Genomic DNA, 24293 nt, shown 5'->3' with positions numbered 1-24293 from the left:
CGAACTCGCTTCCTCGGGCGATTTAGGCGATGGGAGACCAGCGCTGCCAGCATCAAGACCAGGCAACGATAAATCCTCCCGGCACCAAGATGTACCCAAGAAAAAATCGTTTACAAATTGCATTGATGAATGATCTGTATTTTTAAAATAAATACATCAAACGATAGATCGACCGATAGTTTGGCTGGTCATTCGAGGAATTCCTTGGGAGGGGGATAATCATGCGCTTTAAGAATCTGGACCTTAATCTTCTGGTGGCGCTCGACACGCTGATCAGGGTTCGCAATGTCAGCCGGGCCGCAGACGAAATGTTCATCACCCAATCGGCGATGAGCAATGCCCTTGGGCGCCTGCGCGATTATTTCGACGATCCGCTTTTGATTCAGGTCGGGCGATCCATGGAATTGTCACCGCTCGCCGCCTCATTGGAACTGCCCTTGCGCGACATAATCGTGCGCATCGAGGCCGCCGTTGTGTCGACGCCGTCCTTCATTCCTCATGAATCAACCCGCAGCATCAACCTCATCGTGTCCGACTATACGCTCAACACGATCATACCGCCGTTTTTGCGACAGGTGTCGGCGCTGGCCCCAGGTGTGCAAATCCATTTCCAGCCACAACAGAACTATCCCCATCTCCTTCTTGAGCGCGGAGAAGCGGATCTTCTGGTGGCGCCAAGCGACTTTTGCTCGACCAATCATCCATCCGAGCCTTTTCTGGAAGACCAGATCTGTTGCGTGGTGGATGCGGACGGGCCGCTGGCCGAAGGGCCTATGACGGAAAATGATTTTCTTGCCGCAGGTCATGTGGTGATGCAGCCGCCCAATGGTGGCGAGACCTTTGCCCAGCGCGCCTGCGACAAGCTCGGCCTGAAGATCAAGGTGGAGATTTCGACCTTTTCCTTTGCGTCCCTGCCCTTCCTTATCCGTGGCTCGGAACGCATTGCCATGGTTCAGCGCAGCCTGGCGGAATGCATGCTCAATCTGGGCGGTATCCGCATCATGGACCCGCCTTTCCCTCTGCCACCATTACAACAGTGCCTTCAATGGCATAGCTATCGCACTCGCGATCCCGCACTGGTCTGGTTCCGATCCCAGATGCACGAGGCAGCAGCGAGGGTTTGCCAGGGAAAAGTGGAACCCGACCGGGACAGGGAGCATGACATGGTTTCCGGCTAAGCGCTGTCGTCGAGCCGTAAAAATAGAGGATAAACAGTGAAGTGCCGCTGCGCCTCAAAAGCGCAACGGCACATCGTTTGCCTTATACCAAGTCTCGAATGACCCTTCTTTTATTCGGCCGCCATACGCATTGGCCTGTCATTGTCCTGATCATGGTCATCGTTGACATGCTGCACCAGCGGACGATTGCCGGCCAGTTTGCGGATCAGCACGTAAAAGACCGGCGTCATGAAAATGCCGAAGAACGTCACGCCAATCATGCCGGAAAACACCGCAATACCCATGGCCGCGCGCATTTCGGCCCCGGCACCGGTTGAGGTGACCAGCGGAACGACGCCCATGATGAAGGCCATGGAGGTCATCAGGATCGGACGTAGACGCAACCGGCTGGCCTCAACAGCCGCCTGAACCGGTGTCCTGCCTTCAAATTCCAGCTCCCGCGCAAATTCGACGATCAGGATCGCGTTTTTGGCCGAGAGCCCGACAAGAACAATCAGGCCGATCTGGGTGAAGATATTATTGTCTCCTCCGGTCAGCCAGATCCCGGTCAGCGCCGCCAATACCCCCATCGGCACGATCATGATGATAGCCAAAGGCAGGGTCAAGCTTTCATATTGCGCGGCAAGCACAAGATAGACCAGAAGCAAAGCCAGTGGAAACACCAGGAAGCCTGAGCTTCCCGCCAGGATCTGCTGATAGGTCAGATCGGTCCATTCGTAGCCGATGCCTTTCGGCAAGACGTCGGCTGTGATCTTTTCGATTGCCGCCTGGGCCTGGCCGGACGAGAAGCCGGGTGCTGGGCCGCCATTGATGTCGGCAGCCAGAAAGCCGTTATAGCGGTTGGTGCGTTCCGGCCCCGTGGTCGGATCAACCCGCAGCAGAGCAGACAGCGGGATCATCTGGCCCGATGCCGAGCGCACCTTCAACTGACCGATATTGTCGGACGTGGCCCGAAATTTTGCATCGGCCTGGGCGCGAACGCTGTATGTGCGCCCAAAAGCATTGAAGTCATTGACGTAGAGCGAACCCAGATAGATTTGCAGGGTCTGGAACACATCGGTGACGGAGACACCGAGTTGTTCGGCCTTGGCGCGATCAAGATCGGCATAGAGCTGCGGCACATTGATCTGGAAGCTGGAAAACAGGCCGGTCAGCTCCGGAGTCTGGTAGGCCTTGGCCAGCACAGCCTTGGTGGCTTCATCCAGCGCCTGATACCCCAGTCCCGCCCGATCTTCCAATTGCAGCTTGAAACCGCCAGTCGTGCCGAGACCCTGGACGGGCGGCGGCGGGAACATGGCGATGAAGGCATCCTGGATGGAGGAAAACTTCTGGTTCAACTGCATGGCAATCGCCCCACCGGACAGATCAGGCGTCTTGCGCTCGTCGAAATCCTTCAGGGTGACGAAGACAATGCCAGCATTGGAGGAATTGGTGAAACCATTGATCGACAGGCCCGGAAAGGCGATGGCGTGAGCCACGCCCGGCTGGGCAAGTGCAATGTCGCTCATCCGCTTGATCACATCTTCCGTGCGGTCAAGGCTGGCAGCATCCGGCAACTGGGCAAAGCCGATCAGATATTGCTTGTCCTGTGCTGGCACGAATCCGCCCGGCACGGCATTGAACAGGCCATAAGTGGCACCGGCCAGGGCGAGATAAACGACCATGACGATGCTTTTGCGTGACAGCAAGCCACCGACGCTTTTCCCGTAGGCATGGGAGCCAGCGCCGAACACCCGGTTGAAGCCTCGGAAAAACCAGCCCAGCAGAAAATCCAGGCCGCGCGTCAGCCGGTCCTTCGGGGCATGATGGCCCTTCAGAAGCAGAGCGGCAAGCGCCGGTGACAGGGTCAGCGAATTCAGCGCCGAGATCACGGTCGAGATGGCGATGGTCAAGGCGAACTGGCGATAGAACTGGCCCGACAGACCGGAAATGAAGGCCAGCGGCACGAATACCGCCACCAGAACCAGGGCAATGGCGATAATCGGCCCCGACACTTCCTTCATGGCACGGTAGGTCGCCTGACGCGGCGACAGGCCATTTTCGATATTGCGCTCGACATTTTCGACAACGACGATGGCATCATCCACCACGATGCCGATGGCCAGAACCAGGCCGAACAGGCTGAGTGCGTTGATGGAAAAGCCAAAGGCATACATCACGGCAAATGTGCCGATGATCGACACCGGAACCGCGATCAGCGGAATGATCGACGCCCGCCAGGTCTGGAGGAAGAGGATGACGACCAGCACGACCAGCGCCACAGCTTCCAGTAGGGTATCGACCACTTTTTCGATGGAAGAGCGGACGAATTTGGTGGTGTCGTAGACAATTTCGTATTTCACGCCTTCAGGCATCGCCAATTGCAGCTCATCCATGGTCCTCACCACTTCATCGGAAATGGTGATGGCATTGGAGCCCGGCGCCTGAAAGACCGGAATGGCGACTGCAGCCTTGCTGTCCAGCAGGGAGCGGAGCGCGTAATCGGAAGCGCCAAGCTCGACGCGGGCAACATCGCGCAATCGGGTAATCTGGCCATTTGCACCGCTTTTGACGATGATATTGCCAAAATCCTCTGGCGTTTGCAGCCGCCCCTGGGCGTTGACATTCAGCTGTACATCAACCCCCGGCAGGCTTGGCGACCCACCGATGATCCCGGCTGCGGCCTGGACATTCTGGGCGCGGATGGCGGTGGTAATATCGCTGGCCGCCAGTCCGTGCTCTGCCGCCTGCTGCGGATCGATCCAGATACGCATGGAATAATCGCCGGAGCCGAAGATCTGCACCTGACCGACGCCCGCAATCCGCGCCAGCCGATCCTTGATGTTCAGGACGCCGTAATTGCGCAGGTAGGTAATGTCATAGCGATTGTCTGGAGAGATCAGGTTGACGACCATCATCAGATCGGGAGAGCTTTTGACCGTGGTCACGCCGAGGCTCTTGACCTCTTCCGGCAGACGCGGCTCGGCCTGCGACACCCGGTTCTGCACCAATTGCTGGGCCTGATCAGGGTCGGTGCCGAGCTTGAAGGTCACGGTCAGCGTCATCACGCCGTCCGAGGTCGCCTGGCTCGACATATAAAGCATGCCCTCGACGCCGTTGATCTGTTCTTCCAGCGGCGTCGCCACGGTTTCGGCAATCACCTTCGGATTGGCGCCAGGATAGGTGGCGCGCACGACAATCGACGGCGGCACGACATCGGGATATTCGGAAATCGGCAGCGACCGCATGCCGATCAATCCGGCCACGACGATCAGCACCGACAGCACCCCGGCAAACACCGGGCGGTCGACAAAAAATCGGGAAATGTTCATTTCAAAGCCCTCTCCGGCGTGAAACAACTCCGCCCTCGGACAAAAGCGATGTTTCGTCCGACAAACGGTGGATATGGATATGACAGTCCTGCCCGGCGGCCTTTGCTGCCGGGAGGATATTGGACCTGACGAGTGTTCGCAGCTTACGGACGAGGCATCAGGTCGATGCGGAGACTATGCTTACTTCGACGCCGCGAGCTTTTCTTCCGGCTGCGGCGCAACGATTGCGCCCGGTTTGATGCGTTGCAGGCCGTTGACGACAATCGTATCGCCAGGAGCAAGCCCGCTTTCCACCACACGCTGGCCTTCGGCCACGGCGCCCAGCTGGATCTGGCGGTAATTCACCTTGTTATCGCCATCGACAACGAAAACGAATTTCTTGTCCTGATCGGTGCCAATTGCCCGTTCGCTGACCAGGATCTTGTTTTCCGGCACTGGTTGGCCCATGCGCACCCGCACGAACTGGCCAGGAATAAGCCTGCCGCCCGGATTGTCGAAGACGGCGCGCACGCCAATCGTACCGCTGGCGGCATCGACCTGGTTGTTGATCAATTGCAGCTTGCCTTTGATCGGCGTGCCATCATCGGCCAAAGTACCGATTTCAACGGGGATGCGGTCGATGTCGGCCAAGGCAGCTCCGGTTTGCGGCAGTTGCGACAGAGCCTTGGCCACCAGCTGTTCGCTGACATTGAAGCTGGCATAGATCGGGTCGACAGACACCAGTGTGGTCAAGACGGAAGAAGACGACCCCGAGGCCACCAGATTGCCAGCCGTAACCTCTAGCTTACCAACGCGACCGGAGACCGGCGCGCGCACCTGAGTATAATCCAGCTCCAGTTGAGCCGATTGCAGCTGTGCTCTGGCGGTTCCCATGGCCGCTTGAGCCTGGGTAAAGCTATTGCGACGCTGGTCCATATCGCTTTGCGAAATCGTGCTGTTGCCCGATAGTTTCAAGCCGCGGTCCAGTTCGATCCTGGCAAGATCGACCTTGGCTTCGGCTGAAGCAAACTGGCCTTCCGCCTGATCAACAGCGGCCTGATAAGGGGCGGGATCGATGGTGAACAGCAGATCGCCTGCCTTGACCAGCGCGCCCTCACGGAAATGGACGGATTGGATGGCTCCGCCGACCCGTGGCCGCACATCGACGCGTTCAACGGCCTCGAGACGGCCGGAAAACAGCTCCCAATGGGTGAAATTCCGGCTGGAAACCTTGGAAACCGTGACCGGCACGGCAGGAGCCGGTGCAGCCACCGAGGCCGCCGTTGCCGCAACACTCATCGGCAATTGAAGAACCACGGATACAGCTGAAATGGACACAACAAGGCCCAGGCCGGCGCCCATAAGGGCCCAGCGTTGTTTTCTGGATGACATTGGCAATCTCCTTGCGGCCCCCACAGGCCGCCATTGTTCATTCAGGTTTCACGACATTCTAGCGAATGTTGATCTGTTTAACGAAGTCTTCGAACTGGCTTTCAAGCTCAGGCTCCCATGTCGATGCATGGATCTGTTTGCCGCCATAGATAGATGACCAACCCTTACCCGAAGGCAGGATCTGGCTACAGGTTTTAACGCCGGCCTGTTTCAGGCTTTGCGCGAACCCAAGGCTTTCATCGCGCAAAGGATCGTCCTCAGCGCTCAAAACCAAGGCGGGTGCAACGCCTGTGAGACGCGAACAGAGGCAAGGTGCCGCATAAGGATGGCATCCGCCACCGCTGAGATAGCGGCTCCAGCCTTCCGCCCAGCGCTCCCGCATGCCGATGGCTTCAGCTTCACGAATGGAAGCCGTCCCCATGAATGGATCGAGCAGCGGCGACAGCAGGATCTGGCCGTCAAGTTGGTCAGCGAAATGATCCCGCGCCTTCAGCGCGACGCTGGCGGCAATATTACCACCCGCCTCCACGCCTGCCAGCAACAGCAGCGATTTACGGTCGCCAAGCCCGGCACGCTTATTGGCGAGATAGGAGAAGATCGAAAAACCCACCTCAAGCGGACTGGGGAAGACTGGCCCAAGCGGCGCATTGTAGTCCGGCACCACCACGATAGCGCCGGTCCTCGCCAGACAGGCCGCCACCGAACTGTCCACCACGCCGGATGCCATGAAGGCACCACCATGAAAAAACAACACGACCGGCGGCCCCTTGCCATATTCGGCACCCTGATAGACACGCGCCGACACCGGCCCGACGGCCACCTTGTCCAGCACCATATCTTTCACTTGCACCGGCATTGGCACCGACATTGCTTCAACTTTCCTTAAGCCCCGACGTTCGGGGCCTCTAATTTTCCCTGGTCTGACCAGCAGCCCCCGAGACGAGATAGGATATGCACGCTTGCAATTTCAGTTAAAATCTATTGTTATTCGCCAATAGGAACAAGCTGGCGTTTTCTTACAACACTGTTCGGATTTTCGAATAATAGTGCAACGCACATCAACAAGGCCAACTCCCATGGACCAGCTCTCGGCAATGCGCGCCTTCATTCGCGTGGTGGAAACCGGCAATTTTACCCGAGCGGCTGAACGGCTTGATATGCCAAAGGCGACGGTCACCAATCTCATCCAGGGGTTGGAAGCCCATTTGCAAACCAAACTGCTCAACCGGACCACCCGCCGCGTCATGGTAACCACGGACGGGGCCTTGTATTATGAGCGAGCGGTCCAGATCGTTTCGGAACTGGCTGAGCTGGACGAAAGTCTTTCCAATGCGCAAAGCACACCCCGCGGGCGCTTGCGTGTCGAAATGTCCGGTGCCTTTTCCGACTGGATCGTCGTGCCGTCCCTCTGCGACTTTCATCAGAAATTTCCAGATATGCACATCGATCTCGGCGTCAGCGACCGGATGGTCGATTATCTTGCCGAAAACGTCGATTGCGCCTTGCGGGCTGGCACGCCGTCCGATCAGTCACTGATCGCCAGACGGGTTTGCGACGTGGAAATGATCACCTGCGTCGCCCCCCGCTATATCGAAAAATTCGGCATCCCGGCCCATCCGCGCGAGCTGGAAAACCACCACTATTGCGTGAACTATTTCAGCAGCAACAATAGCCGGAAAATGCCGTTCACGTTCAAAAAGGACAAAGAAGAGCTGGAAATCAGCGCCCGCTACATCGTGTCTGTCAACGATAGCCGCACCTATATGACCTGCGCCCAGAACGGCCTCGGCATTGCGCCAATTCCCCGGTTCATGGCCGCCAGCCTCATCGCATCAGGCGAATTGGTGCAGGTGCTGGCAGACTGGAGGCGTGAGCCGCTTCCTCTCTACATCGTCTATCCGCCGAACCGGCATTTGAGCAACAAGGTCCGGGTCTTCGTGGATTGGCTGGTAAAACTGTTGCTCGAAGCCAGGCTCAATGAGGGCTGAAACAACGACGTCACAGACGCCCACAACCCTTTGAAAAGGAAACTATACAAAATCTATCGATATGATAATATCGTTTATTGCCCACCTGTTTGGCGGGCTGCGGCTCTCGTGAAGCGGCAAGATACCTCACTGGCCCGGAATTTCGAAATCGAGACAAAAGGGAGATGCCGTCATGGGAACATTCTCGCCCGTTTTCGACCGACTGGCTAGACCAGTTGCCTTCATCAAAGCCGAGGACGAAGCCCTAGGCGCCGCGCATATACTGGCCGAAAGCGCAGAACCAGCAGATGACGGGTCCTATCAAAAAGCAATCCTCGACCATCTGCTGAGGTCAGGGCTTCTCGGCATTTCCGTCTCGACCGATTATGGCGGGATCGACGTTTCAAATGTGTTGTTATCGACCATTTGCTGTGTCCTGGCAAAGGCTTGTCCCACCCTAGGGGCCATGCTTGCCGGTCATTATAGTGCATTGGAATTGTTACGCAGCCATGGCAGCGAAGCACAGAAATCCTATTTCTTTGCTGCCGCACTGGCAGGCATGCGCTTAGCGCGCGTCAAAGCGCCGTCTGCGGCAGGCCAGAAAGACAGCGGCCTGCACCTTTCCTATAATGGACTTGGCTGGTCATTGAATGGCACCGGCATGGCTTCGCCGAATGCCACCTCTGCCGACTGGATCATAGTGTCCGTCCATGATCAGGCTGAAGAGCCGGCCCATCTGTTTTTCCCCGCCGCAGCGGCGGCGATAACGCCGATCGCCAATTCCCTTTCAGACAAAAGCCAGCCGGATCGGGGTGAACCGGTGCTATTTCGTGACCAGAGAGGCGAAAAGGACGCGCAATTGCAGGCCCGGCGTCCGGCACAGGGGCCGGATGTGCCTCAGGCCATGGATCTTCTCTTGCAGGCAGCGGTGGAACTGGGGAGAGGCAAAGCCGCATTCGGCCAATTGTTCGGAAACCCGGTATTGGCCCCCTCTCATCTGCCACATGACACGTTCGAAGCCGATTTTGACCCATCAAAAACCGGCGCCATCGCTGATGCCGCCCTGCGATTGGCAACAGCCGAAGCCGTAATCGAAAAAGCCGCCAGCGCCATTGATGCCGCCCAGATCGGCACACAGGACCGGCATCGACATACCGCCTTCCTGATCGCATCGGCAGCCAATGCAGCCGCCTTGGAAGCTTCGACAATCGCTCATTCTGTCGCAGCGGACCCACGCTTTGCGCATGCAACCGCGCCTCTTGGCGTAGCCGAGTTCCAAAGCGCTGACGCCGGTATCATCGTTTCGCTTTTGCGCAAGGGCACACTTGGCTTGAGCGGCTTTTCAGATGATGATTCCAACGGATGACTTATCGATGAATGCTGCCAGAGTTTGGCTTAGGAAAAGTGGTCTCCGGCTTTTCCTAAGACAAACGAAACCAAGAGACATAAGAGCCCATCTGGTTCAGCGTGAACCGGATAGGGTCTCGCGTTTATGGCACATTATAACGACTGCGTGGTAGCATTGACATGTTTACGGGTTAGGGAATGCAGAAGACCGCCATTTTTTAGAATTTTCTTCTCATAATATAATCTATTAAAATTATGGATTACTTTGACAAAAGAGCCGTAAGATTCCATTTTGACAGTCAGAAACAGACAGCCATTTGGAGATTGCTCATGACGATCCTCACCATGCCGCGCAAGGACGCCAACGCTACGGCCTATCCGCAGCCTTCCGTCGAGCCGGGTCTGCTGAAATCGGCAATGCGCCACGTCAGCGGCCAGGTTTCGGTGATCACGGCGGGCCAGGGGGCAGAGCGCACGGGTGCAACCGTCACCTCCGCCACGGCTTTGTCGGTCGATCCTCCAACGGTTATCGTCAATATCAACCGGACATCTTCCAGCTATCCGGTGATCCGGAAATACGGTCATTTCGGCCTCAACATCCTTGCCAGCCATGACGAGCCTGTCGCCAATCGTTTTGCCGGCGTTGGGGGGCTGAAGGGAGAGGCCCGCTATGACGGGTCAAACTGGCTGGTTGGGCCTAGCGGCGCATCGCTGCTGGTCGGTGCGCTCGCCGCAATCGACTGCGAAGTGGAAGAGATCATCGACCGCCATAGCCACGGCATCATCATTGGCCGGGTCATTTCGATCCAGCTCGGCGAAGGAAACCCACTGGCCTATCAGAACGGCCGTTACGGCAATTTCACACCGATTTTGGGCTGACTTTTCGGCCAAAACAAAAAATCAGCCTGCCGGATTATTCAGATCCGGCAGGCTGATTTTTGTATTTGACGGACATGTTTCATACTGGAGGTCCGCCGTAGCGCTTTATATTCGCCGCATAATTTTACCCTTAAATCCATGAGGATTTAAGGAATTATGCAGTAGCGCGTTTTTCCTGCTGCTCATCCTGCGTCAGCTCATTCAGGCTTGGCGTAGCGACGAATTGTTCCAGGGTCATATTGTCGAGAATAGAAGCGATGGCGTCGCGCACCTGGGTCATCGACCGCCTCACCTGACAGTTGACCGGGTCGGCACAATCGTCGCAAGCCTCAAAAGCGGTGCGGCTGGCGCAACGGATCGGCGCAAGCGGCCCATCCAGCAGACGAATGGCGTGGCCAATGCGGATTTCACTGGCGGGATGCGACAGGGAGTAACCGCCGCCCGGGCCTTTCTTGGAACGCAGGATGCCACCATTGCGCAATTCAAGCAGAATGGTGTCGAGAAACTTCTTCGGAATGTTGTTTCTAAGCGCAATCTCGCTGATGAACGCTGTTTCACCCGGTCCAAGCTGAGCCAGATCCACCAGCGCTTTCAAACCGTATTTGCCTTTTTTCGTCAGCATGACTGTCTGCTTTCCCAACATTCCGGACCGACAAATCTCGACCCCATCCGCATTTCACCATGGCAATAAAGCCAAACTACAGCATGAATTTTAAAAACATATAAAAATTATGTATTTCACATTCAAGCTTTGCCGCAAGGGATTGTGGCTGGCAAACGTCAGAACGACCGACGTTTCACCGCCGTTCGTTGCATGGAAGCATCAAAAAAGGCAAGGCCACCCCGGAACAACCCAGGGCGGCATAGTGAATAAGCGATACTTGCAGAGCGTCAGGACCCTGAAACGACCCGGAAACCGCCCGAATGGCCTCCGCCGGCAAAAACTTTCGAATCGGCGAAATCGCTGTGCTTAATGTCGTTTTCGCTCGACCTGCCCAGGCCAAGCTTCGGAAACAGCAATTCCGCTACACGGTAGGCTTCTTCCAGATGCGGATAGCCGGAGCCGATCACCGTATCAATGCCGATGGCCTGATATTCCCGCAGGCGTTCCGCCACTGTTTCCGGCGAACCGACCAGGGCCGTACCGGCCCCTGCCCGTACCAGCCCCACCCCAGCCCAAAGATTGGGCGAGACTTCCAGCTTGTCGCGCCGGCCATTGTGCAATTCAGTCATGCGGCGTTGGCCGACAGAATCGGATTCCTTGGCAAAGCGGGCCTGGGTTTCGCGGATGGTTTCATCGGACAGTTTAGAGATCAGCTTGTCTGCGGCAGCCCAGGCCTCTTCGTCGGTTTCGCGGACGATAAAATGCAGACGGATGCCAAAGGAGACATCCCGCCCGCTGCGGGCAGCAGCAGCGCGCACAGCCTCGACCTTTTCCTTGACCTGCGCTGGCGGTTCGCCCCAGGTCAGGTATTTGTCAACGCGACGGGCGGCAAAGTCGATCCCGGCCTCCGAAGAGCCGCCGAAATAAAGCGGCGGGCGCGGCGATTGCACCGGCGGGAAGCCCAGACGGGCGCCTTCGGCACGAATATATTTGCCATTCAGGTCGGCATGGCCCTTGCTCAGAAGATCTTCCCAGACGGTGAAAAACTCGTCGGCATGGGCATAGCGTTCGTCATGGGAGACAAAAATGCCGTCACCCGCCAACTCCGTCGGGCTGCCGCCGACAACGATATTCAGCAGCGTGCGACCATTCGAGACCCGGTCCAGGGCCACGGCCAACCGCGCGTAATAGGCGGGCGATGCCGTGCCGGGGCGAATGGCGACCAGAAATTTCAGTTTCTGCGTATGGGCAGCCAGCGATGCCGCCGTCACGAAGGATTCCTCACAGGCGACCCCCGTTGGCAGCAAAACACCGTAATAGCCGAGCCGGTCGACGGCGCTGGCAATCTCACGCAGATAACCGTGATCGACCGGACGGGTCAGATCGTTGGAGCCGAGATAGGTGCCGTCACCCGACGTGGGGATGAACCAGAGAAAATCGATGGGCCGCGCATTTTGCGCATTGGACGTTTTAGACATGGACAAGTCCTTTCATGAAAATGGTTCAGCTGGCCTTCGGACGCCAGACGATCTCGGCGATCTTCAAAGGCTTCGGCAGGATTTGCAGGGCGTGAAACTCGTCGGCCAAGGCCTGCTGATAGGCGATGGCCTCATCGTTCAGGGTGGAAACGCTACCCAGATCGGCGCCGGGCCGGGTCAGCACGGTCTTTGTCGTGTCGCGCGGCACGCCGGTGATTTCGGCAAGCGCGGTGATGGTTTCATCCAGATGGCTCTGGGCCCAAACACCGGTCTTGCGCAATTCATCGATAACCTCAGTGATCACCTCCGGGTTTTTAGTGGTGAAATCACCATTGCCGAAATAGAAGCTCCAGCTATCGACAATGCCGCTGGCCGTCGTCAGCACCCTGGCATTGGGATCGGTCTCGGCCACGGCAAAATAAGGGTCCCAGATCGCCCAGGCATCGACATTTCCAGATTTGAATGCCGCCCCCGCATCGGCAGGCGACAGATCCGCTGCCTTGACATCGGCTGGCGTCAATCCGGCCGTTTTCAGCGCCTTGACCACGAAATTATGGGCGCTTGAGCCGCGCTTGAAGGCTAGCTTCTTTCCCTTGAGATCGGCAATCGTCTGGATCGGCGAATCCTTGTGCACAAGCAATGCCGTGCCGGAGGGTGCTCCCTTATACGTGCCGACATAAAGAAGATTGCCGCCCGCCGCCTGGGCAAACAGTGGCGGCACATCTCCTGTCGGACCGAAATCGAGCGCACCGGCACCCAGCGCTTCCAGCAGCGGCGGGCCGGAGGTGAATTCGGCCCAGGTCACAGTGACGCCGCGTGCAGCCAGACGCTTTTCCAGCGCGCCCGTGCGCTTGGCCAGTGCCAGCACACCATTCTTCTGCCAGCCGATCCGCAATGTCGTGGTTGCCGCCTGGGCGGTACGGATTGCTGGCAAGGCGAGGATGGTGCCGGTAGCGCCAAGCAAGCCAAGGGTCTGTCTGCGGTTGATCATCAACGGTCTCTTCCTTTGGTCTGTCGCATTCGTCAGGCCTATATGATGATTTAGTCTATGGAATTTGTAAGGAATATTTTTCGCTTTATGGGCGACTGCGGAAATTTCCTGCCGCCATTTTACCGTCTCCAAGGGTCGGAATTTCGTCTTTCCCGAATGCCCAGATCCCGACCTGCACGAACAGAGCCGGTTTTCACCCAGCACAGGTCCCTACCATCAAAGGACATCCTCGACGCACATCCCAACCTAAAAGCCGCACTAATGGGGAAATTTGTTTCCGCAATTTGCAGAATATTGATCGATATTATCTCCATTATTTCCATAGACTATATACTTTAATCGAAGACACCATCGCCCGGACTTAGGTTTTCAAGAGACGCAACATGACAGAATTGACCCGCCGCCTGTTTGCGACCGGTGCCCTTGGCTCCCTCGTTTTATCCCTGACGCTTGGCGCTGCCTTCCGCGCTCGGGCCGAAGGATTGGGTACCTTGAAAATCGGCTACCAGAAAACCGGTCTGCCGGTCATCGCACGCCAGCAGGGCGTGATCGAAGCCGCCCTCAAGGCGCAGGGAACCTCAGTATCCTGGGTGGAGTTCGCCGCTGGACCGCCGCTGGTCGAGGCTTTGAATGTCGGCTCCGTCCATGTCGGCTGGACAGGAGATGCGCCGCCGATTTTCGGGCAGGCATCCGGTGCAGCCATTGTCTATGCTGCGGCCCTGCCACCAAATGGCAAGGGAGAAGGCATCGTCGTCAAGGCCAGTTCCGGCATCAAGGATCTGGCCGGTCTCAAGGGCCGCATGGTCGCGGTCGGAAAAGGCACCAGCGCCCATAACCTCGTCGTGGTTGCCCTGGAAAAGGCCGGGATCGGCTTTGACGAGATCATCCCGGTCTATCTGGGTCCTGCTGATGCGGCGGCAGCCTTTGCCAGCGACAAGGTGGACGCCTGGGCCGTCTGGGACCCGTTCCTGGCCATTGCCGAGACCCGATACGAGCTGGTGACGCTCGCCCGCTCCAGCGACGTGCTTGAGGTCAAAACCTATTTTCTCGCCAATCGTGACTTTGCGGCAAGCCATCCCGACACATTGGCGACCGTATTGAAGGCGCTGGCCGTCGCAGCGGAATGGTCCGCCAACAATCGCGATCAATTGGCCGCCGCCCTGCATGACATTACCGGCGTGCCGCTCAATGCCCAGACTTTGGCTGCCAACCGGGCCGAGTTCGGCATTTTCAAGATTACCGACGAGATCGTCGCGACCCAGCAAGAGACGGCAGACCGTTTCTTCCGGCTCGGCCTGATCCCGAAGAAAATCAACATCAAAGACGCCGTGTGGGTTGCGCCAGCCAACTAAAGACCCAGGCAACTGAAGATAATGAGCCGGAGTTGAAGCGATGCAGAATTCAAACATCAGACAAGATGCCGGACATGCCCCATCGCTGGGACTTGCATGGTTCGGGGCTGGCCTGTCACGTCTGGCTGGCAACAGCATCGGCTGGGCGCTGCCTTTACTGATCCTGATTGCCTGGGAAGCATCATCGCGCGCCGGATTATTGCAGCAAAACGTGCTGCCAGCACCGTCTGCCGTCGCAGAAGCCTTCTGGCGGCTGACGTTATCAGGCGAGTTGCCAACCAATATCGGCGTCAGCACCCTACGGGCGCTGGCCGGCTTTGCGATTGGCGGCGGCATCGGTTTTGCACTCGGTCTGCTCAACGGCCTGTCGGCATTGAGCCGGGGCATTACCGATACCACCTTGCAGATGGTGCGCAATATTCCCCATCTGGCACTGATCCCGCTGGTCATCCTGTGGTTCGGTATCGATGAGGAGGCCAAGCTCTTTCTTGTCGCGCTTGGCGTGTTTTTCCCGATCTATGTCAACACCCTGCTGGGCATCCAGAGCGTCGATCCGCAACTGGTGGAGATGGGCCGCCTTTACGGCATGAAACCTTACCGGCTGTTTCGCAAGGTTATCCTGCCGGGCGCCCTGCCCGCGATCTTTGCCGGACTGCGCTATGGCCTTGGCATCATGTGGCTGACGCTGATCGTCGCGGAAACCATCGCCGCCTCTTCCGGCCTCGGTTACATGGCCATGCAGGCGCGTGAGTTCCTGCTGATCGACGTGGTTGTTCTTTCCATTCTCATCTATGCGCTGCTCGGCAAACTGGCGGATCTGCTTGCCCGTTTCCTGGAGCGCGTGTTCCTGCAATGGCATCCGGCCTACCAGACAGCGAGGTAAGACCCATGACCGCAATAACAGTGACGCGGCTTCGGCCAGTTCAGGAAGCGCATCCTGCAACAAGACAGGAACAGGCATCCCAACCGGTGCTTGCCAGCCCCCGCCCGGCCTTTTCCTTCCGCAATGTCCGAAAGAGTTTCGGAACCCAGACCGTGCTCGACGGCATAAACCTTGATGTCGCAGAAGGTGAGTTCCTGGCGATCATCGGCAAGAGCGGCTGCGGCAAAAGCACCCTGCTGAGGCTGCTGGCTGGGCTGGATAAGCCAAGCTCCGGCGAACTTGTCCATCATGCCAACAAGAACGATGCTGCCCGGGTTCGAATGATGTTTCAGGAGCCGCGTCTTCTTCCCTGGGCAAAGATCGACGACAATGTCGCCGTTGGACTGACCGGAATTGCCAAGGGCAAAGAAGCGCTTTCGGCAGCCCGCGCCCTGTTGGAAGAGGTCGGCCTTGGCACACGGGCCGGTGAATGGCCTTCCGTTCTGTCCGGCGGCCAGAAACAGCGCGTCGCGCTTGCCCGCGCCTTGGCGGCGCATCCGCATATTCTGGCGCTGGATGAACCGCTGGGCGCGCTTGATGCGCTGACCCGGATCGAAATGCAGCAATTGCTGGAACGGATCTGGCAAAAGCAGCGGTTTACGGCGGTGCTGGTCACCCATGATGTGTCGGAAGCCGTCGCCCTCGCCGACCGGATCGTCGTCATCGACGCCGGACGCATCGCGCTCGACCTCAAGGTTGCATTGCCACGCCCAAGGCGGCACGCCACGGCGGAATGCGCGGCAATTGAAGCACAGATATTGGAGAAACTGCTGGGAGACGCGGCCCCTGCATGAGGACTACGCCAGCCCGGCACCGAAGCGGTCGGGCTGGCAGCACACTACTATCGCGCTTCGACGCTATGGCTTGCCATGCTGCGGCTCACTATAACGGCGTCGGCGATACGATCTGCGACAAGTTCGGCCTGCCGGGCGACTTCTGGAACGCCCATCAACTCGCCAAACGTACCGCGGGCCAGTGGTCCAGCAATGAACAAATCCGCTTGCGGTCGCCCATCGATAGCAATGGCCTGACCGGCCTCATCGCAGGCGATACCGAGCCCATAAGCATCGGCCTGGAGGTGGCCTGTGCTTTCCAGCGCCAGAAACATCGACTGAGATTTTAACACACTGGCATGATCGGGGCCTGTTGCCAGCACCACCCAGTCGAACAGTTTGCGCTCCACCAGCCCGGTAGAGGCGGCCACGAGATCGATGGCGATGGTCTCGATACCCCGCTCGATCTTGATCATCCGGCCTGAGGCAAGTGTCAGACTGCCCTCAGCCATCCTCTCCTGCCAAATAGCCTGCGCCTGGGGTGGCAGCCGGTAGCGATGCACGTCCCAAAGACGGCGGGCGTGGCGCAACAGCCGTTTTCGTTCCGTCGTATTGAGACGCGCCCAAATGGTCTGGCCCTGTTTGCGCAGGGCATCGGTCACCGCATGCCAGGTGACGCCATGGGCCTGCGCATCGGACACCGCACGCCGCACGGCACGTATCAACGACCTTACCGAGCGACAATCATCCTCGCTGAACGAGCAAGACCAATCCTGGGGCTGAAGAGTATGGCCGCGGGACGACATGCCGCGCCGTGAAAAAGCGGTGATCTCGCCGCGATGGCCACGGGCCGTTAAACTGGCGACAATATCCGCTGCCGTCAAACCCATGCCCACGACAAGAACCCGATCCGTCGCACGGATACCGCACAGACTCTGGCCCGCGACGGGATTGGTAATAAACCGTGGATGACCTTGCAGGGCTGATTGCAATGCCCGCGGTGCCTTGGGGGCCGGGTGGGTGGCCGCCATGACGACGATATCGGCCTCGATCCAGGCGCCCAAATTGCCGGTCACCAACCATCGGCTCCCAATCCGGGTCACGGTTTCCACCGTCTCGCGGATATGTTGGATACGACCCTCTTCGAGATAGGGGGCCATCCGTTCCGCCATGAAGCGACCGAAGGCTTCACGGCGTGCAAACACCTGCGTGGCATCACTGCCTGTGCATTCGACGCGGGCGTCCGGATCGTCTGCAAGCGTGCCGGATTGCCGCAACCACTCGGCAAAGGCGAGTGGCTCCCTAGCATCGGCTATCATCCGGTTTGCTTCAACATTGAGACGAAGAGCCGGATCATCCGTATCATAGGCAAGCCCGGCCCCCAGCGTGGATCGCGGCTCAAATACCAGAATTTGCAGATCCTCGTCCTGCCGCTGCGCCAAAAACCGCGCCACGGACGCCCCGGCAACCCCTCCACCGACAATAACGACTGTCTTGCGGGCAGGTGAAATGCTGCTTTTCGCTTGGGCAGCCCCCAAGTGAGAAACCCCTGAAATAAACTGGGGCATGATGCCCTCCATCAAGCGGCATTCAGGATAGCCCTACAGGCATGCCCTGAGTGCCTGTTGAATTTGCCAGTCCTCGATTCATGCCACTATGTATTGACTATAAAATATATAGATTAAATTGAAAGATGTCCACTGGACCTATTTGCATGCAGGATAACACGACCTATCGCTGTGGGAAAAAACAAGTGTTAAGCGCCTATTTTTGCAGCGCTTTTTCAATGACACGATAAGGCCATGCAGGCGTAACTATACGGCAGCCTGTTCCGCCACCCCATCATCCCAGATCCCGAATGTCCCTTATTGAGCAGAATTCGTCTGCAATCAAAGCCTCGACAGAAGATCGGCCTTTTTGTCCTGATATTCCTTGTCGGTCAGGATGCCGCGGCCATGCAGGGCGGCGAGTTTCTCGATCTTGGCAAAGATCTCATCGTCACTGGCTGCCGGGGGAGTGGCTGGAGGCATGGGAGACGTGCCTGCCGAAAATGCCTGAATCTCCGGTGCCAAAGGCTCACGCGCTGGTTCGGAATGGTCAAAAACAGTGGCGACGGGTGGCATGACTGGCGCGAGGGGCGCAGTCGCGGCCTCGCCGACCACATTCGTAACGGGCGCAGTCGCACCGGGAGACACGACTTCAAGCTCTGATATCCGCACCAAACCGTATTGGGAGGTGAAGCTCAGCGTCTGGTCGCCGCCCTGTTGCTGGGAAAATCCGCCGATCTGGTGGTCTCTGGTATCGTAAACTGTCATGCGCCCGCCAATATCAATCGCCAGTCTGCGGCTTGACGGGAAAAACGCATAGCGCAAATTGTTCTGAGCGCCGGTCGAGGCCGGAAAGCCAAGATCGGCTGGCCACCAGTTTGCCGCTGAAAGACTGCCGGGGATGAAGAGACTGACACCGCTCGAAGAGGTACCAAACCCGCCATTTCCCTGCGATTGTGATTGCGAGGATGAGGCGTAGCCGGATGCCGGGCGATGCAGATCACTGGTTTGCAGCAACGTGGCGATATCCGAGCAAAGATTATCAACCCGGGCCTTCAGCCCATTGTTGAACATGTCGCCAACCATGGTCATGCCACCCTGCGACCATTGCCCCATGCCACCGAGATCCGGGTGGTTGAACTGGGCCTGGTAGCCGTTCCCGGCCATCAACGCCATCAGCAAATGCTCGACCGCCCCGAAGCTCACCCCATGGCGGGTGGCAATGTCGCTCAGACGCGCTTGGCCCTCGTCACTCAGTGTAGGCATAACGGCGTCCCTCGCGGTTGGCAGCGATCGGTGATTGTCAAGCTGCTGAGTTTGCCTAGCACGTGCCAGCCGGTTATCACAGGGGGGCGCTGTCATCTCTTCAAAACAGCACAAGCAACCGGCCTGACCTGCAAGTCAGACCGGATATGGCTGGGTCATTATCCCAGGGTAATCAGTTATCCCAGGGTAACCACTTATCCAGGCGTAACGCTGAGTTATCCCAGAGTTACGCTCAGGCTGATCGGCACGGCGGACAAAGCCTTGGAAACCGGGCATCCGGCCTTTGCCTGATTGGCAATGTCCGTAAACCGGGCTTCATCGGCTCCCGGCACCTTGCCCTTCAGGACAAGCTCGATCGCCGTGATGGCGAAACCGGCCTCCAGCTTTTCCAGGGTCACATTGGCCTTGGTTTCCAGGCTTTCGGCGGTCAGTCCGGCCTCGCCCAGCATCATCGATAGGGCCATGGTAAAGCAGGCAGCATGGGCCGCACCGATCAGCTCTTCCGGGTTGCTGCCGGTGACGCCTTCAAAGCGGGTGTTGAACCCGTAAGGATAGGCATCCAACGCGCCGCTCTGCGTCGAAATCTTGCCTTTTCCGTCTTTCAAACCACCGGACCACTGGGCCGAACCGTATTTTTCGATCTTCATGGCAATCTCCTTGTTCTATGCAAATAGGCCCAACTATGGGACCCCGCCGCTCCATTCATAAGCGGGCCATTGGCCGGGATGATGAGTTAACACCCCGGCGCAAGATCGGTTCCCCTATCGCTGAATGTCGGTTGCAGTGAGTGAAGGCGTCACCAGCAGGGCAATATCGTTACCTTCGAGCAAGTTCGAAACCAGCATCTGTTCACGATTGAACGACCGGCCTGACAGAATATTATGCAACGGTCCCTGCACGCTCTCAGGCCAGACAAGCTTGGTATCCGCCCAAAAGGCCGCTGCAACCCCTGCCGTCTCAGGATCGATCCGGCCAAACACCAATCTGGGCGCGATGGTCAACGCGATATCATTGCCCTGTACCCGAGCGAAAGCGATGACGTGATCCCTGCCACGGCCCGTCACCTCCAACGGCACGTAATCACCATCATTGAATAGGCTGGCATGGCGGCTACGAAGGGCAAGCACCTCCCGGATCAGCCTTTGCTTGCGCTGAATGAAAGAGACCGGGCGCTCATCGGCGAGCGCACTCATCTCGGCTGCTAACGCCTGATAATCGATGATGCGACGATTGTCCGGATCGACCAAGCTATCGTCCTTGCCCTCGGTTCCCTGATAAATATCCGGCACGCCCGGCGCGGTGAGCTTGATCAGCGTCTGGGAAAGACTGTTAATCTCGCCTGCCATCATGAAGGGTCGCAGCGTATCGCTGAAATCCGTCAGGAAGCTTCGGTTTTCCGGTGACACCAACTGTTCGGCATAGGCCCGAACCGCCTGTTCGAAAGCCTCGTTTGGCTCGGCCCAATCCGTTCGCACCTTGGCCTCCCGAAGTGCTTTTTCAGTATAGGCCAGAAAGCGGTCGGCCAGCGTGGCAGGATCGGGCGTTTCGGTCGGCGCGAGCCAGATCCCTGCCAAAGTCTGGTACAGCATCCACTCCACATTCGGATCGGGTGCGGGACCATCCGGCAGAGAGGTGAGATTGCCGCGATGCATCTGGCGCCAACGGCTCAAACCGTCGATCCAGGCATCGGCCCCTTCCGACAGTGTGTAGAGACGGGCGCGCGCATCCTCCCCACGCTTGGTATCATGGGTGGAGCTTGCAGTGAGACCATGCTTCTGGGTCTGCAAGCGCTCAGTCATTGCGGCGTGGAAGGCGCGGACACCGCCCGGCGGATGGGCGGGTTCACCACCAACCTCGTTTGCGGCAATCAGGCGATTATAGCGGTAGAACAGCGTATCTTCCAAGGCCTTGGCCATGACAGGACCGCTCAACTGCTGGAAACGGGTGCGGAATTCATCCGCCGCCGCCGCCTCGAACCCGCCAAGCAGCAGGCGCTCAATAACGCCAAGCGCTCCCTCGTCCACACCCCAAAGCCGCGCTTGCGCAACGACCTTTTCCAGAACGATTTTGTCTTGCGCATCGAGGCCGCCCCGATAGCCATAGGTCCGGTAAACCGGAAAAGCGATCAGCAATTCCTGTATCGCCTTGCGCAGTTCGTCGTCGCCGTGGCCGGTGCCAATCGATTGCGCCAGCGCCACCAGCCGGGTGACTTCGCCCTTGAAGTTGCGTTGAACCATTCGGGTCTTGGCGTCCCGCAGGCCTTTGACATAGTCCGCAGCGCCTGAATCGGTCTCGTTATAGGCCTGCTGAAGGCGCTCCAGCCCGTCGCCATCGATGTAGAGCTGCGACAGGGCGGTGATGAATTCATAGCCCGTCGTGCCGGACACCGGCCAGCTTGGCGCAATCACCTCACCTGCCCCCAGAATTTTCTCAACAGTGATATAGGTCTGCTGTCCCGTCGCCTCGCGCAGGCGAGCGAGATAGCCAGTCGGGTCAGCCAGCCCATCGACATGATCGATCCGCAATCCCTGAACCTGCCCCGACCGCACCAGATCGAGGATCAACCGGTGGCTATCGTCGAATACCTGCGGTTTTTCCACGCAGACACCTACCAGGCCGGTGACTTCGAAAAAGCGGCGATAGCTCAGGCTTTCTGCGGCCTGTTTCCAGTGTTGAAGCTGCCAATGCTGGCCATTGAGTAACGCCCTGACTTTTTCAGGCACCGCGAGCATTTCAGCCAAGTCCGCCCGGTCGGTGTTTTCAGAGACAAGCGCCTGCGCAATGCTTTCATCGCTCAAGGGAATATGCGTCTCGAAATAGGCAAGGCTGAACTGGTCGGCGTTGTCATCCCGTATGACAGTCAACTCACCATCGGCAAGGGCCTCCTCAAGCGTCTTGCCAAGCACCGGCAAGGTCAGTTTCCGGCTCCAGTCAATGTCGAAATGCCCGGCATGGGCGCTGCGGCTGCCATTGCGCAGCACGTCGTACCACCAGGCATTTTCGACCGAGGCCGCCATATGGTTGGGAACGATATCGAGGATCAGGCCAATATCCGCCTTTGCAAGTGCCGCGCACATCCGCTCGAAACCGGCTTTCCCACCGATGGCCGGGTCAATTTCGTTGGCATCCACCACATCATAACCGTGGGTGGAGCCACGGGTGGCCGTGAAGATCGGCGATGCATAGAGATGGCTGATGCTCATCGATTTCAAATGCGCAATAAGGTCGATCGCATGATCGAATGTTACGCCGTTTCGAAATTGCAGGCGGTAGGTCGCTGTTGGGATGGTCATGCTGCCCTCTTGATGGTGTCTGCCAGTAACACGGCTGGCCGCCATCGGTTCCACGCAGTCCCGGGCAATAATTGCGTGGGTATGCCGATACAGGCGGGCATCAAATACCGGGAAAGACGGAACACCGGAGCGCTTTGGAAGTTAACGCCTCGGTTCGCCCGATCAGCCCCCGATCACCCATAGAAATGCGCAGGAGATACGATGCAGGATATGATATTTGGCCCGGTTCTTACCGACAATGGCACGATTTTCAGCTTCTGGGCGCCGCTCCAGGAAAAGGTCCTGCTGAAGATCGAGGGACAGGAGCCCCGTGCCATGACAACCGGTGAAAATGGCTGGCACAGCATCGAAGTGCCGGAGGTCGGGGCCGGATGCCGTTATAATTTCATCCTGGAAGATGGTCTTGCTGTTCCAGATCCCGCCTCACGCTTCCAGCCTGACGATGTGCATGGGCCAAGCGAAGTCATCGACCCCGCCTACGCCTGGCAGCAAACCCAATGGCAGGGACTACCCTGGGAAGACATCGTCATCTACGAACTGCACGTGGGAAGCTTCACGCCCGCCGGTACGTTTTCAGCCATCATCGAGCGGCTGGACCATTTGAAAAACCTTGGCGTCACCGCCTTACAACTTATGCCGATCAATGATTTTCCGGGCCGGTGGAACTGGGGCTATGACGGCGTATTGTCCTATGCGCCCGACAGCAGCTATGGCCGACCGGAAGATCTGAAGCGACTGGTGGACGAAGCCCATGCGCGGGGTATCTGTGTCTTTCTCGACGTGGTCTACAATCACTTCGGCCCTGATGGTAATTATCTTCCCACCTATGCGCCGATCTTTACCGACAAGCACATCACGCCCTGGGGGGCGGGTATCAATTACGACGGCGACCAGTCGGAAGCCGTGCGTGAATTCGTCGTGCGCAATGCCATATACTGGGTGGAGGAGTTTCGGGTTGACGGACTGCGCTTCGACGCGGTGCATGCCATAGAGGACGAGCGCAAGCCCCATATCCTGCATGATATTGCCAGACGGACGCGGGCTTGCGCACCCGGACGGGCCGTGCATCTGATCGTCGAGAATGAAGACAACAATGCCGACCTGCTTGAGCGTAATGAAAATGGTGCGCCCATCCATTTCACCGCGCAGTGGAATGACGACATTCACCATGTCCTGCACATCGCTGCCACCGGTGAAAATTTTGGTTATTACCAGGATTATGCAGATGACGCGTCGAAACTTGGCCGGGCGCTGGCGGAGGGCTTTGTCTATCAAGGCGAACACATGCCCTATAGCGGCAAGCAAAGGGGCATGCCGAGCACCCACCTGCCGCCAACCGCGTTCATTTCCTTTGTCCAGAACCATGACCAGATCGGCAATCGCGCCATGGGCGACAGAATGGCCGCATCGCAACCAAAAGAGGCGCTAAAGGCACTGGCGGCAGTTTATCTTTTGGCCCCGCAGATCCCCATGCTGTTCATGGGAGAGGAATGGGGCGCCAAGACCCCCTTTCCATTCTTTTGCGATTTCAATGAAGAGCTGAATGAAGCGGTACGGCAGGGACGACGCAAGGAACTGTCCAGGCTACCCGGCTTCGATGCCGAGGATGCCTCCGACCCAACAGCGCAGACAACGTTCAACAGCGCCAAATTATCATGGAAACCAGACCAGCAAGACGGCGATATTTTGAAATTTTATCGCGAATTGCTGGCGCTTCGCAAAGAGAAAATCACGCCTCTTCTCCGCGATACGCGCGGCCATGTCGCCAGCCATAGCAGCCAGGGACCCGTGATAACTGTGCGCTGGACGCTCAGCGAACACGTCCTGACACTCACCGCCAATCTGTCTGCCGAGGATGTAAAAAAACCCGTAAAGGCAAGCGGAGATTGCTTTTTCACGTTCGGCGCCCAGCCGGATAACCAGCTCGGCCCCTGGGCCGTTGTTTGGCATATCGGCTCTCGCTGAGGCGAAGGGCAACCCTGCCGATCTGAGCGACAGGGCCAGGCACCACATA

18 protein-coding genes are annotated in these 24293 nt (G+C 57.9%); 8 read left to right on the top strand and 10 right to left on the bottom strand.

The genetic code is table 11. From position 1 onward, the window contains the following. Positions 1–221 precede the first annotated feature (221 nt). Complete coding sequence (locus G6L01_RS19930) at positions 222–1178, top strand: LysR substrate-binding domain-containing protein (protein ID WP_070165332.1); 957 nt, start codon at positions 222–224, stop codon at positions 1176–1178. Positions 1179–1288: 110 nt separating this feature from the next. On the opposite strand, the gene G6L01_RS19925 is transcribed toward G6L01_RS19930, so the two are convergent. The 3 genes from G6L01_RS19925 to G6L01_RS19915 form a co-directional block, all read right to left on the bottom strand. Continuing rightward, on the bottom strand, positions 1289–4489 hold the full coding sequence (locus G6L01_RS19925; RefSeq protein WP_070165331.1) for an efflux RND transporter permease subunit: 3201 nt from the start codon (positions 4487–4489) through the stop codon (positions 1289–1291). A 180-nt stretch (positions 4490–4669) separates the two neighbouring features. Continuing rightward, complete coding sequence (locus G6L01_RS19920) at positions 4670–5860, bottom strand: efflux RND transporter periplasmic adaptor subunit (protein ID WP_070165330.1); 1191 nt, start codon at positions 5858–5860, stop codon at positions 4670–4672. A gap of 58 nt (positions 5861–5918) precedes the next feature. Continuing rightward, a complete protein-coding gene (locus G6L01_RS19915; protein ID WP_070165684.1) occupies positions 5919–6716 on the bottom strand; it encodes an alpha/beta hydrolase fold domain-containing protein in 798 nt (265 codons plus the stop codon). Between the two features lie 220 nt (positions 6717–6936). Here G6L01_RS19915 and G6L01_RS19910 point away from each other — a divergent pair, with 220 nt between their 5' ends. The 3 genes from G6L01_RS19910 (at position 6937) to G6L01_RS19900 (ending at position 10053) form a co-directional block, all read left to right on the top strand. Then, on the top strand, positions 6937–7848 hold the full coding sequence (locus G6L01_RS19910) for a LysR family transcriptional regulator (RefSeq protein ID WP_060717337.1): 912 nt from the start codon (positions 6937–6939) through the stop codon (positions 7846–7848). A 172-nt stretch (positions 7849–8020) separates the two neighbouring features. Beyond that, entirely contained in the window at positions 8021–9193 is a 1173-nt protein-coding gene (locus G6L01_RS19905; protein ID WP_070165329.1) for an acyl-CoA dehydrogenase family protein, read from the top strand. 311 nt (positions 9194–9504) lie between these two features. After that, positions 9505–10053, top strand: a complete 549-nt coding sequence (locus tag G6L01_RS19900) for a flavin reductase family protein (RefSeq protein WP_070165328.1) — start codon at positions 9505–9507, stop codon at positions 10051–10053. A gap of 154 nt (positions 10054–10207) precedes the next feature. Here the strand turns inward: G6L01_RS19900 and G6L01_RS19895 are convergent, their stop codons facing one another. The 3 genes from G6L01_RS19895 to G6L01_RS19885 form a co-directional block, all read right to left on the bottom strand. Then, positions 10208–10675, bottom strand: a complete 468-nt coding sequence (locus tag G6L01_RS19895; RefSeq protein WP_070147699.1) for an RrF2 family transcriptional regulator — start codon at positions 10673–10675, stop codon at positions 10208–10210. A 269-nt stretch (positions 10676–10944) separates the two neighbouring features. After that, positions 10945–12135, bottom strand: a complete 1191-nt coding sequence (gene ssuD, locus G6L01_RS19890) for an FMNH2-dependent alkanesulfonate monooxygenase (protein ID WP_070165327.1) — start codon at positions 12133–12135, stop codon at positions 10945–10947. A gap of 25 nt (positions 12136–12160) precedes the next feature. Further along, positions 12161–13126: an aliphatic sulfonate ABC transporter substrate-binding protein gene (locus G6L01_RS19885; RefSeq protein ID WP_070165326.1), complete on the bottom strand. Its 966-nt coding sequence runs from the start codon at positions 13124–13126 to the stop codon at positions 12161–12163. Positions 13127–13509: 383 nt separating this feature from the next. Here G6L01_RS19885 and G6L01_RS19880 point away from each other — a divergent pair, with 383 nt between their 5' ends. From G6L01_RS19880 to G6L01_RS19870, 3 genes are read left to right on the top strand one after another with little or no spacing between them, the layout of a single operon-like run. Then, a complete protein-coding gene (locus G6L01_RS19880) occupies positions 13510–14478 on the top strand; it encodes an aliphatic sulfonate ABC transporter substrate-binding protein (protein ID WP_070165325.1) in 969 nt (322 codons plus the stop codon). A gap of 40 nt (positions 14479–14518) precedes the next feature. Next, on the top strand, positions 14519–15361 hold the full coding sequence (locus G6L01_RS19875; RefSeq protein ID WP_234891874.1) for an ABC transporter permease subunit: 843 nt from the start codon (positions 14519–14521) through the stop codon (positions 15359–15361). A 5-nt stretch (positions 15362–15366) separates the two neighbouring features. Continuing rightward, positions 15367–16194: an ATP-binding cassette domain-containing protein gene (locus G6L01_RS19870; RefSeq protein ID WP_070165324.1), complete on the top strand. Its 828-nt coding sequence runs from the start codon at positions 15367–15369 to the stop codon at positions 16192–16194. A 47-nt stretch (positions 16195–16241) separates the two neighbouring features. Here G6L01_RS19870 and G6L01_RS19865 read toward each other — a convergent pair whose 3' ends face one another. From G6L01_RS19865 to treY, 4 genes are all read right to left on the bottom strand, one after another. Then, on the bottom strand, positions 16242–17741 hold the full coding sequence (locus tag G6L01_RS19865) for an FAD/NAD(P)-binding protein (protein WP_174089294.1): 1500 nt from the start codon (positions 17739–17741) through the stop codon (positions 16242–16244). A gap of 321 nt (positions 17742–18062) precedes the next feature. Then, positions 18063–18986 carry an SHOCT domain-containing protein gene (locus G6L01_RS19860; RefSeq protein ID WP_070165323.1) on the bottom strand — a complete coding sequence of 308 codons (924 nt, stop codon included), beginning with the start codon at positions 18984–18986 and terminating at the stop codon, positions 18063–18065. Between the two features lie 215 nt (positions 18987–19201). Next, the gene (locus G6L01_RS19855; RefSeq protein ID WP_070165322.1) at positions 19202–19633 is read right to left on the bottom strand and encodes an OsmC family protein; all 432 of its coding nucleotides are present in this window, start codon (positions 19631–19633) and stop codon (positions 19202–19204) included. A gap of 114 nt (positions 19634–19747) precedes the next feature. After that, on the bottom strand, positions 19748–22279 hold the full coding sequence (gene treY, locus G6L01_RS19850) for a malto-oligosyltrehalose synthase (RefSeq protein ID WP_070165321.1): 2532 nt from the start codon (positions 22277–22279) through the stop codon (positions 19748–19750). A 201-nt stretch (positions 22280–22480) separates the two neighbouring features. Between treY and treZ the strand changes: the two genes are divergently transcribed. Continuing rightward, a complete protein-coding gene (gene treZ, locus G6L01_RS19845) occupies positions 22481–24244 on the top strand; it encodes a malto-oligosyltrehalose trehalohydrolase (protein WP_070165320.1) in 1764 nt (587 codons plus the stop codon). Positions 24245–24293 lie beyond the last annotated feature (49 nt).

Origin of the sequence: Agrobacterium vitis, from assembly GCF_013337045.2 — a bacterium.
GTDB classification, from domain to species: Bacteria; Pseudomonadota; Alphaproteobacteria; order Rhizobiales; family Rhizobiaceae; genus Allorhizobium; species Allorhizobium vitis_B.
Note: the sequence above shows the minus strand (reverse complement) of the source record. Positions and strands in the feature narration are given on the sequence as shown.

Excerpts from the sequence above, each read along its gene's own strand:
- G6L01_RS19855 (WP_070165322.1), bottom strand. The coding sequence starts at position 19,633 with ATGAAGATCGAAAAATACGGTTCGGCCCAGTGGTCCGGTGGTTTGAAA.
- G6L01_RS19900 (WP_070165328.1), top strand. The coding sequence starts at position 9,505 with ATGACGATCCTCACCATGCCGCGCAAGGACGCCAACGCTACGGCCTAT.
- G6L01_RS19915 (WP_070165684.1), bottom strand. The coding sequence starts at position 6,716 with ATGCCGGTGCAAGTGAAAGATATGGTGCTGGACAAGGTGGCCGTCGGG.
- G6L01_RS19885 (WP_070165326.1), bottom strand. The coding sequence starts at position 13,126 with ATGATCAACCGCAGACAGACCCTTGGCTTGCTTGGCGCTACCGGCACC.
- G6L01_RS19920 (WP_070165330.1), bottom strand. The coding sequence starts at position 5,860 with ATGTCATCCAGAAAACAACGCTGGGCCCTTATGGGCGCCGGCCTGGGC.
- ssuD (WP_070165327.1), bottom strand. The coding sequence starts at position 12,135 with ATGTCTAAAACGTCCAATGCGCAAAATGCGCGGCCCATCGATTTTCTC.
- G6L01_RS19925 (WP_070165331.1), bottom strand. The coding sequence starts at position 4,489 with ATGAACATTTCCCGATTTTTTGTCGACCGCCCGGTGTTTGCCGGGGTG.
- G6L01_RS19870 (WP_070165324.1), top strand. The coding sequence starts at position 15,367 with ATGACCGCAATAACAGTGACGCGGCTTCGGCCAGTTCAGGAAGCGCAT.
- G6L01_RS19865 (WP_174089294.1), bottom strand. The coding sequence starts at position 17,741 with ATGCCCCAGTTTATTTCAGGGGTTTCTCACTTGGGGGCTGCCCAAGCG.
- G6L01_RS19875 (WP_234891874.1), top strand. The coding sequence starts at position 14,519 with ATGCAGAATTCAAACATCAGACAAGATGCCGGACATGCCCCATCGCTG.
- treY (WP_070165321.1), bottom strand. The coding sequence starts at position 22,279 with ATGACCATCCCAACAGCGACCTACCGCCTGCAATTTCGAAACGGCGTA.
- treZ (WP_070165320.1), top strand. The coding sequence starts at position 22,481 with ATGCAGGATATGATATTTGGCCCGGTTCTTACCGACAATGGCACGATT.
- G6L01_RS19905 (WP_070165329.1), top strand. The coding sequence starts at position 8,021 with ATGGGAACATTCTCGCCCGTTTTCGACCGACTGGCTAGACCAGTTGCC.
- G6L01_RS19930 (WP_070165332.1), top strand. The coding sequence starts at position 222 with ATGCGCTTTAAGAATCTGGACCTTAATCTTCTGGTGGCGCTCGACACG.
- G6L01_RS19910 (WP_060717337.1), top strand. The coding sequence starts at position 6,937 with ATGGACCAGCTCTCGGCAATGCGCGCCTTCATTCGCGTGGTGGAAACC.
- G6L01_RS19860 (WP_070165323.1), bottom strand. The coding sequence starts at position 18,986 with ATGCCTACACTGAGTGACGAGGGCCAAGCGCGTCTGAGCGACATTGCC.
- G6L01_RS19880 (WP_070165325.1), top strand. The coding sequence starts at position 13,510 with ATGACAGAATTGACCCGCCGCCTGTTTGCGACCGGTGCCCTTGGCTCC.
- G6L01_RS19895 (WP_070147699.1), bottom strand. The coding sequence starts at position 10,675 with ATGCTGACGAAAAAAGGCAAATACGGTTTGAAAGCGCTGGTGGATCTG.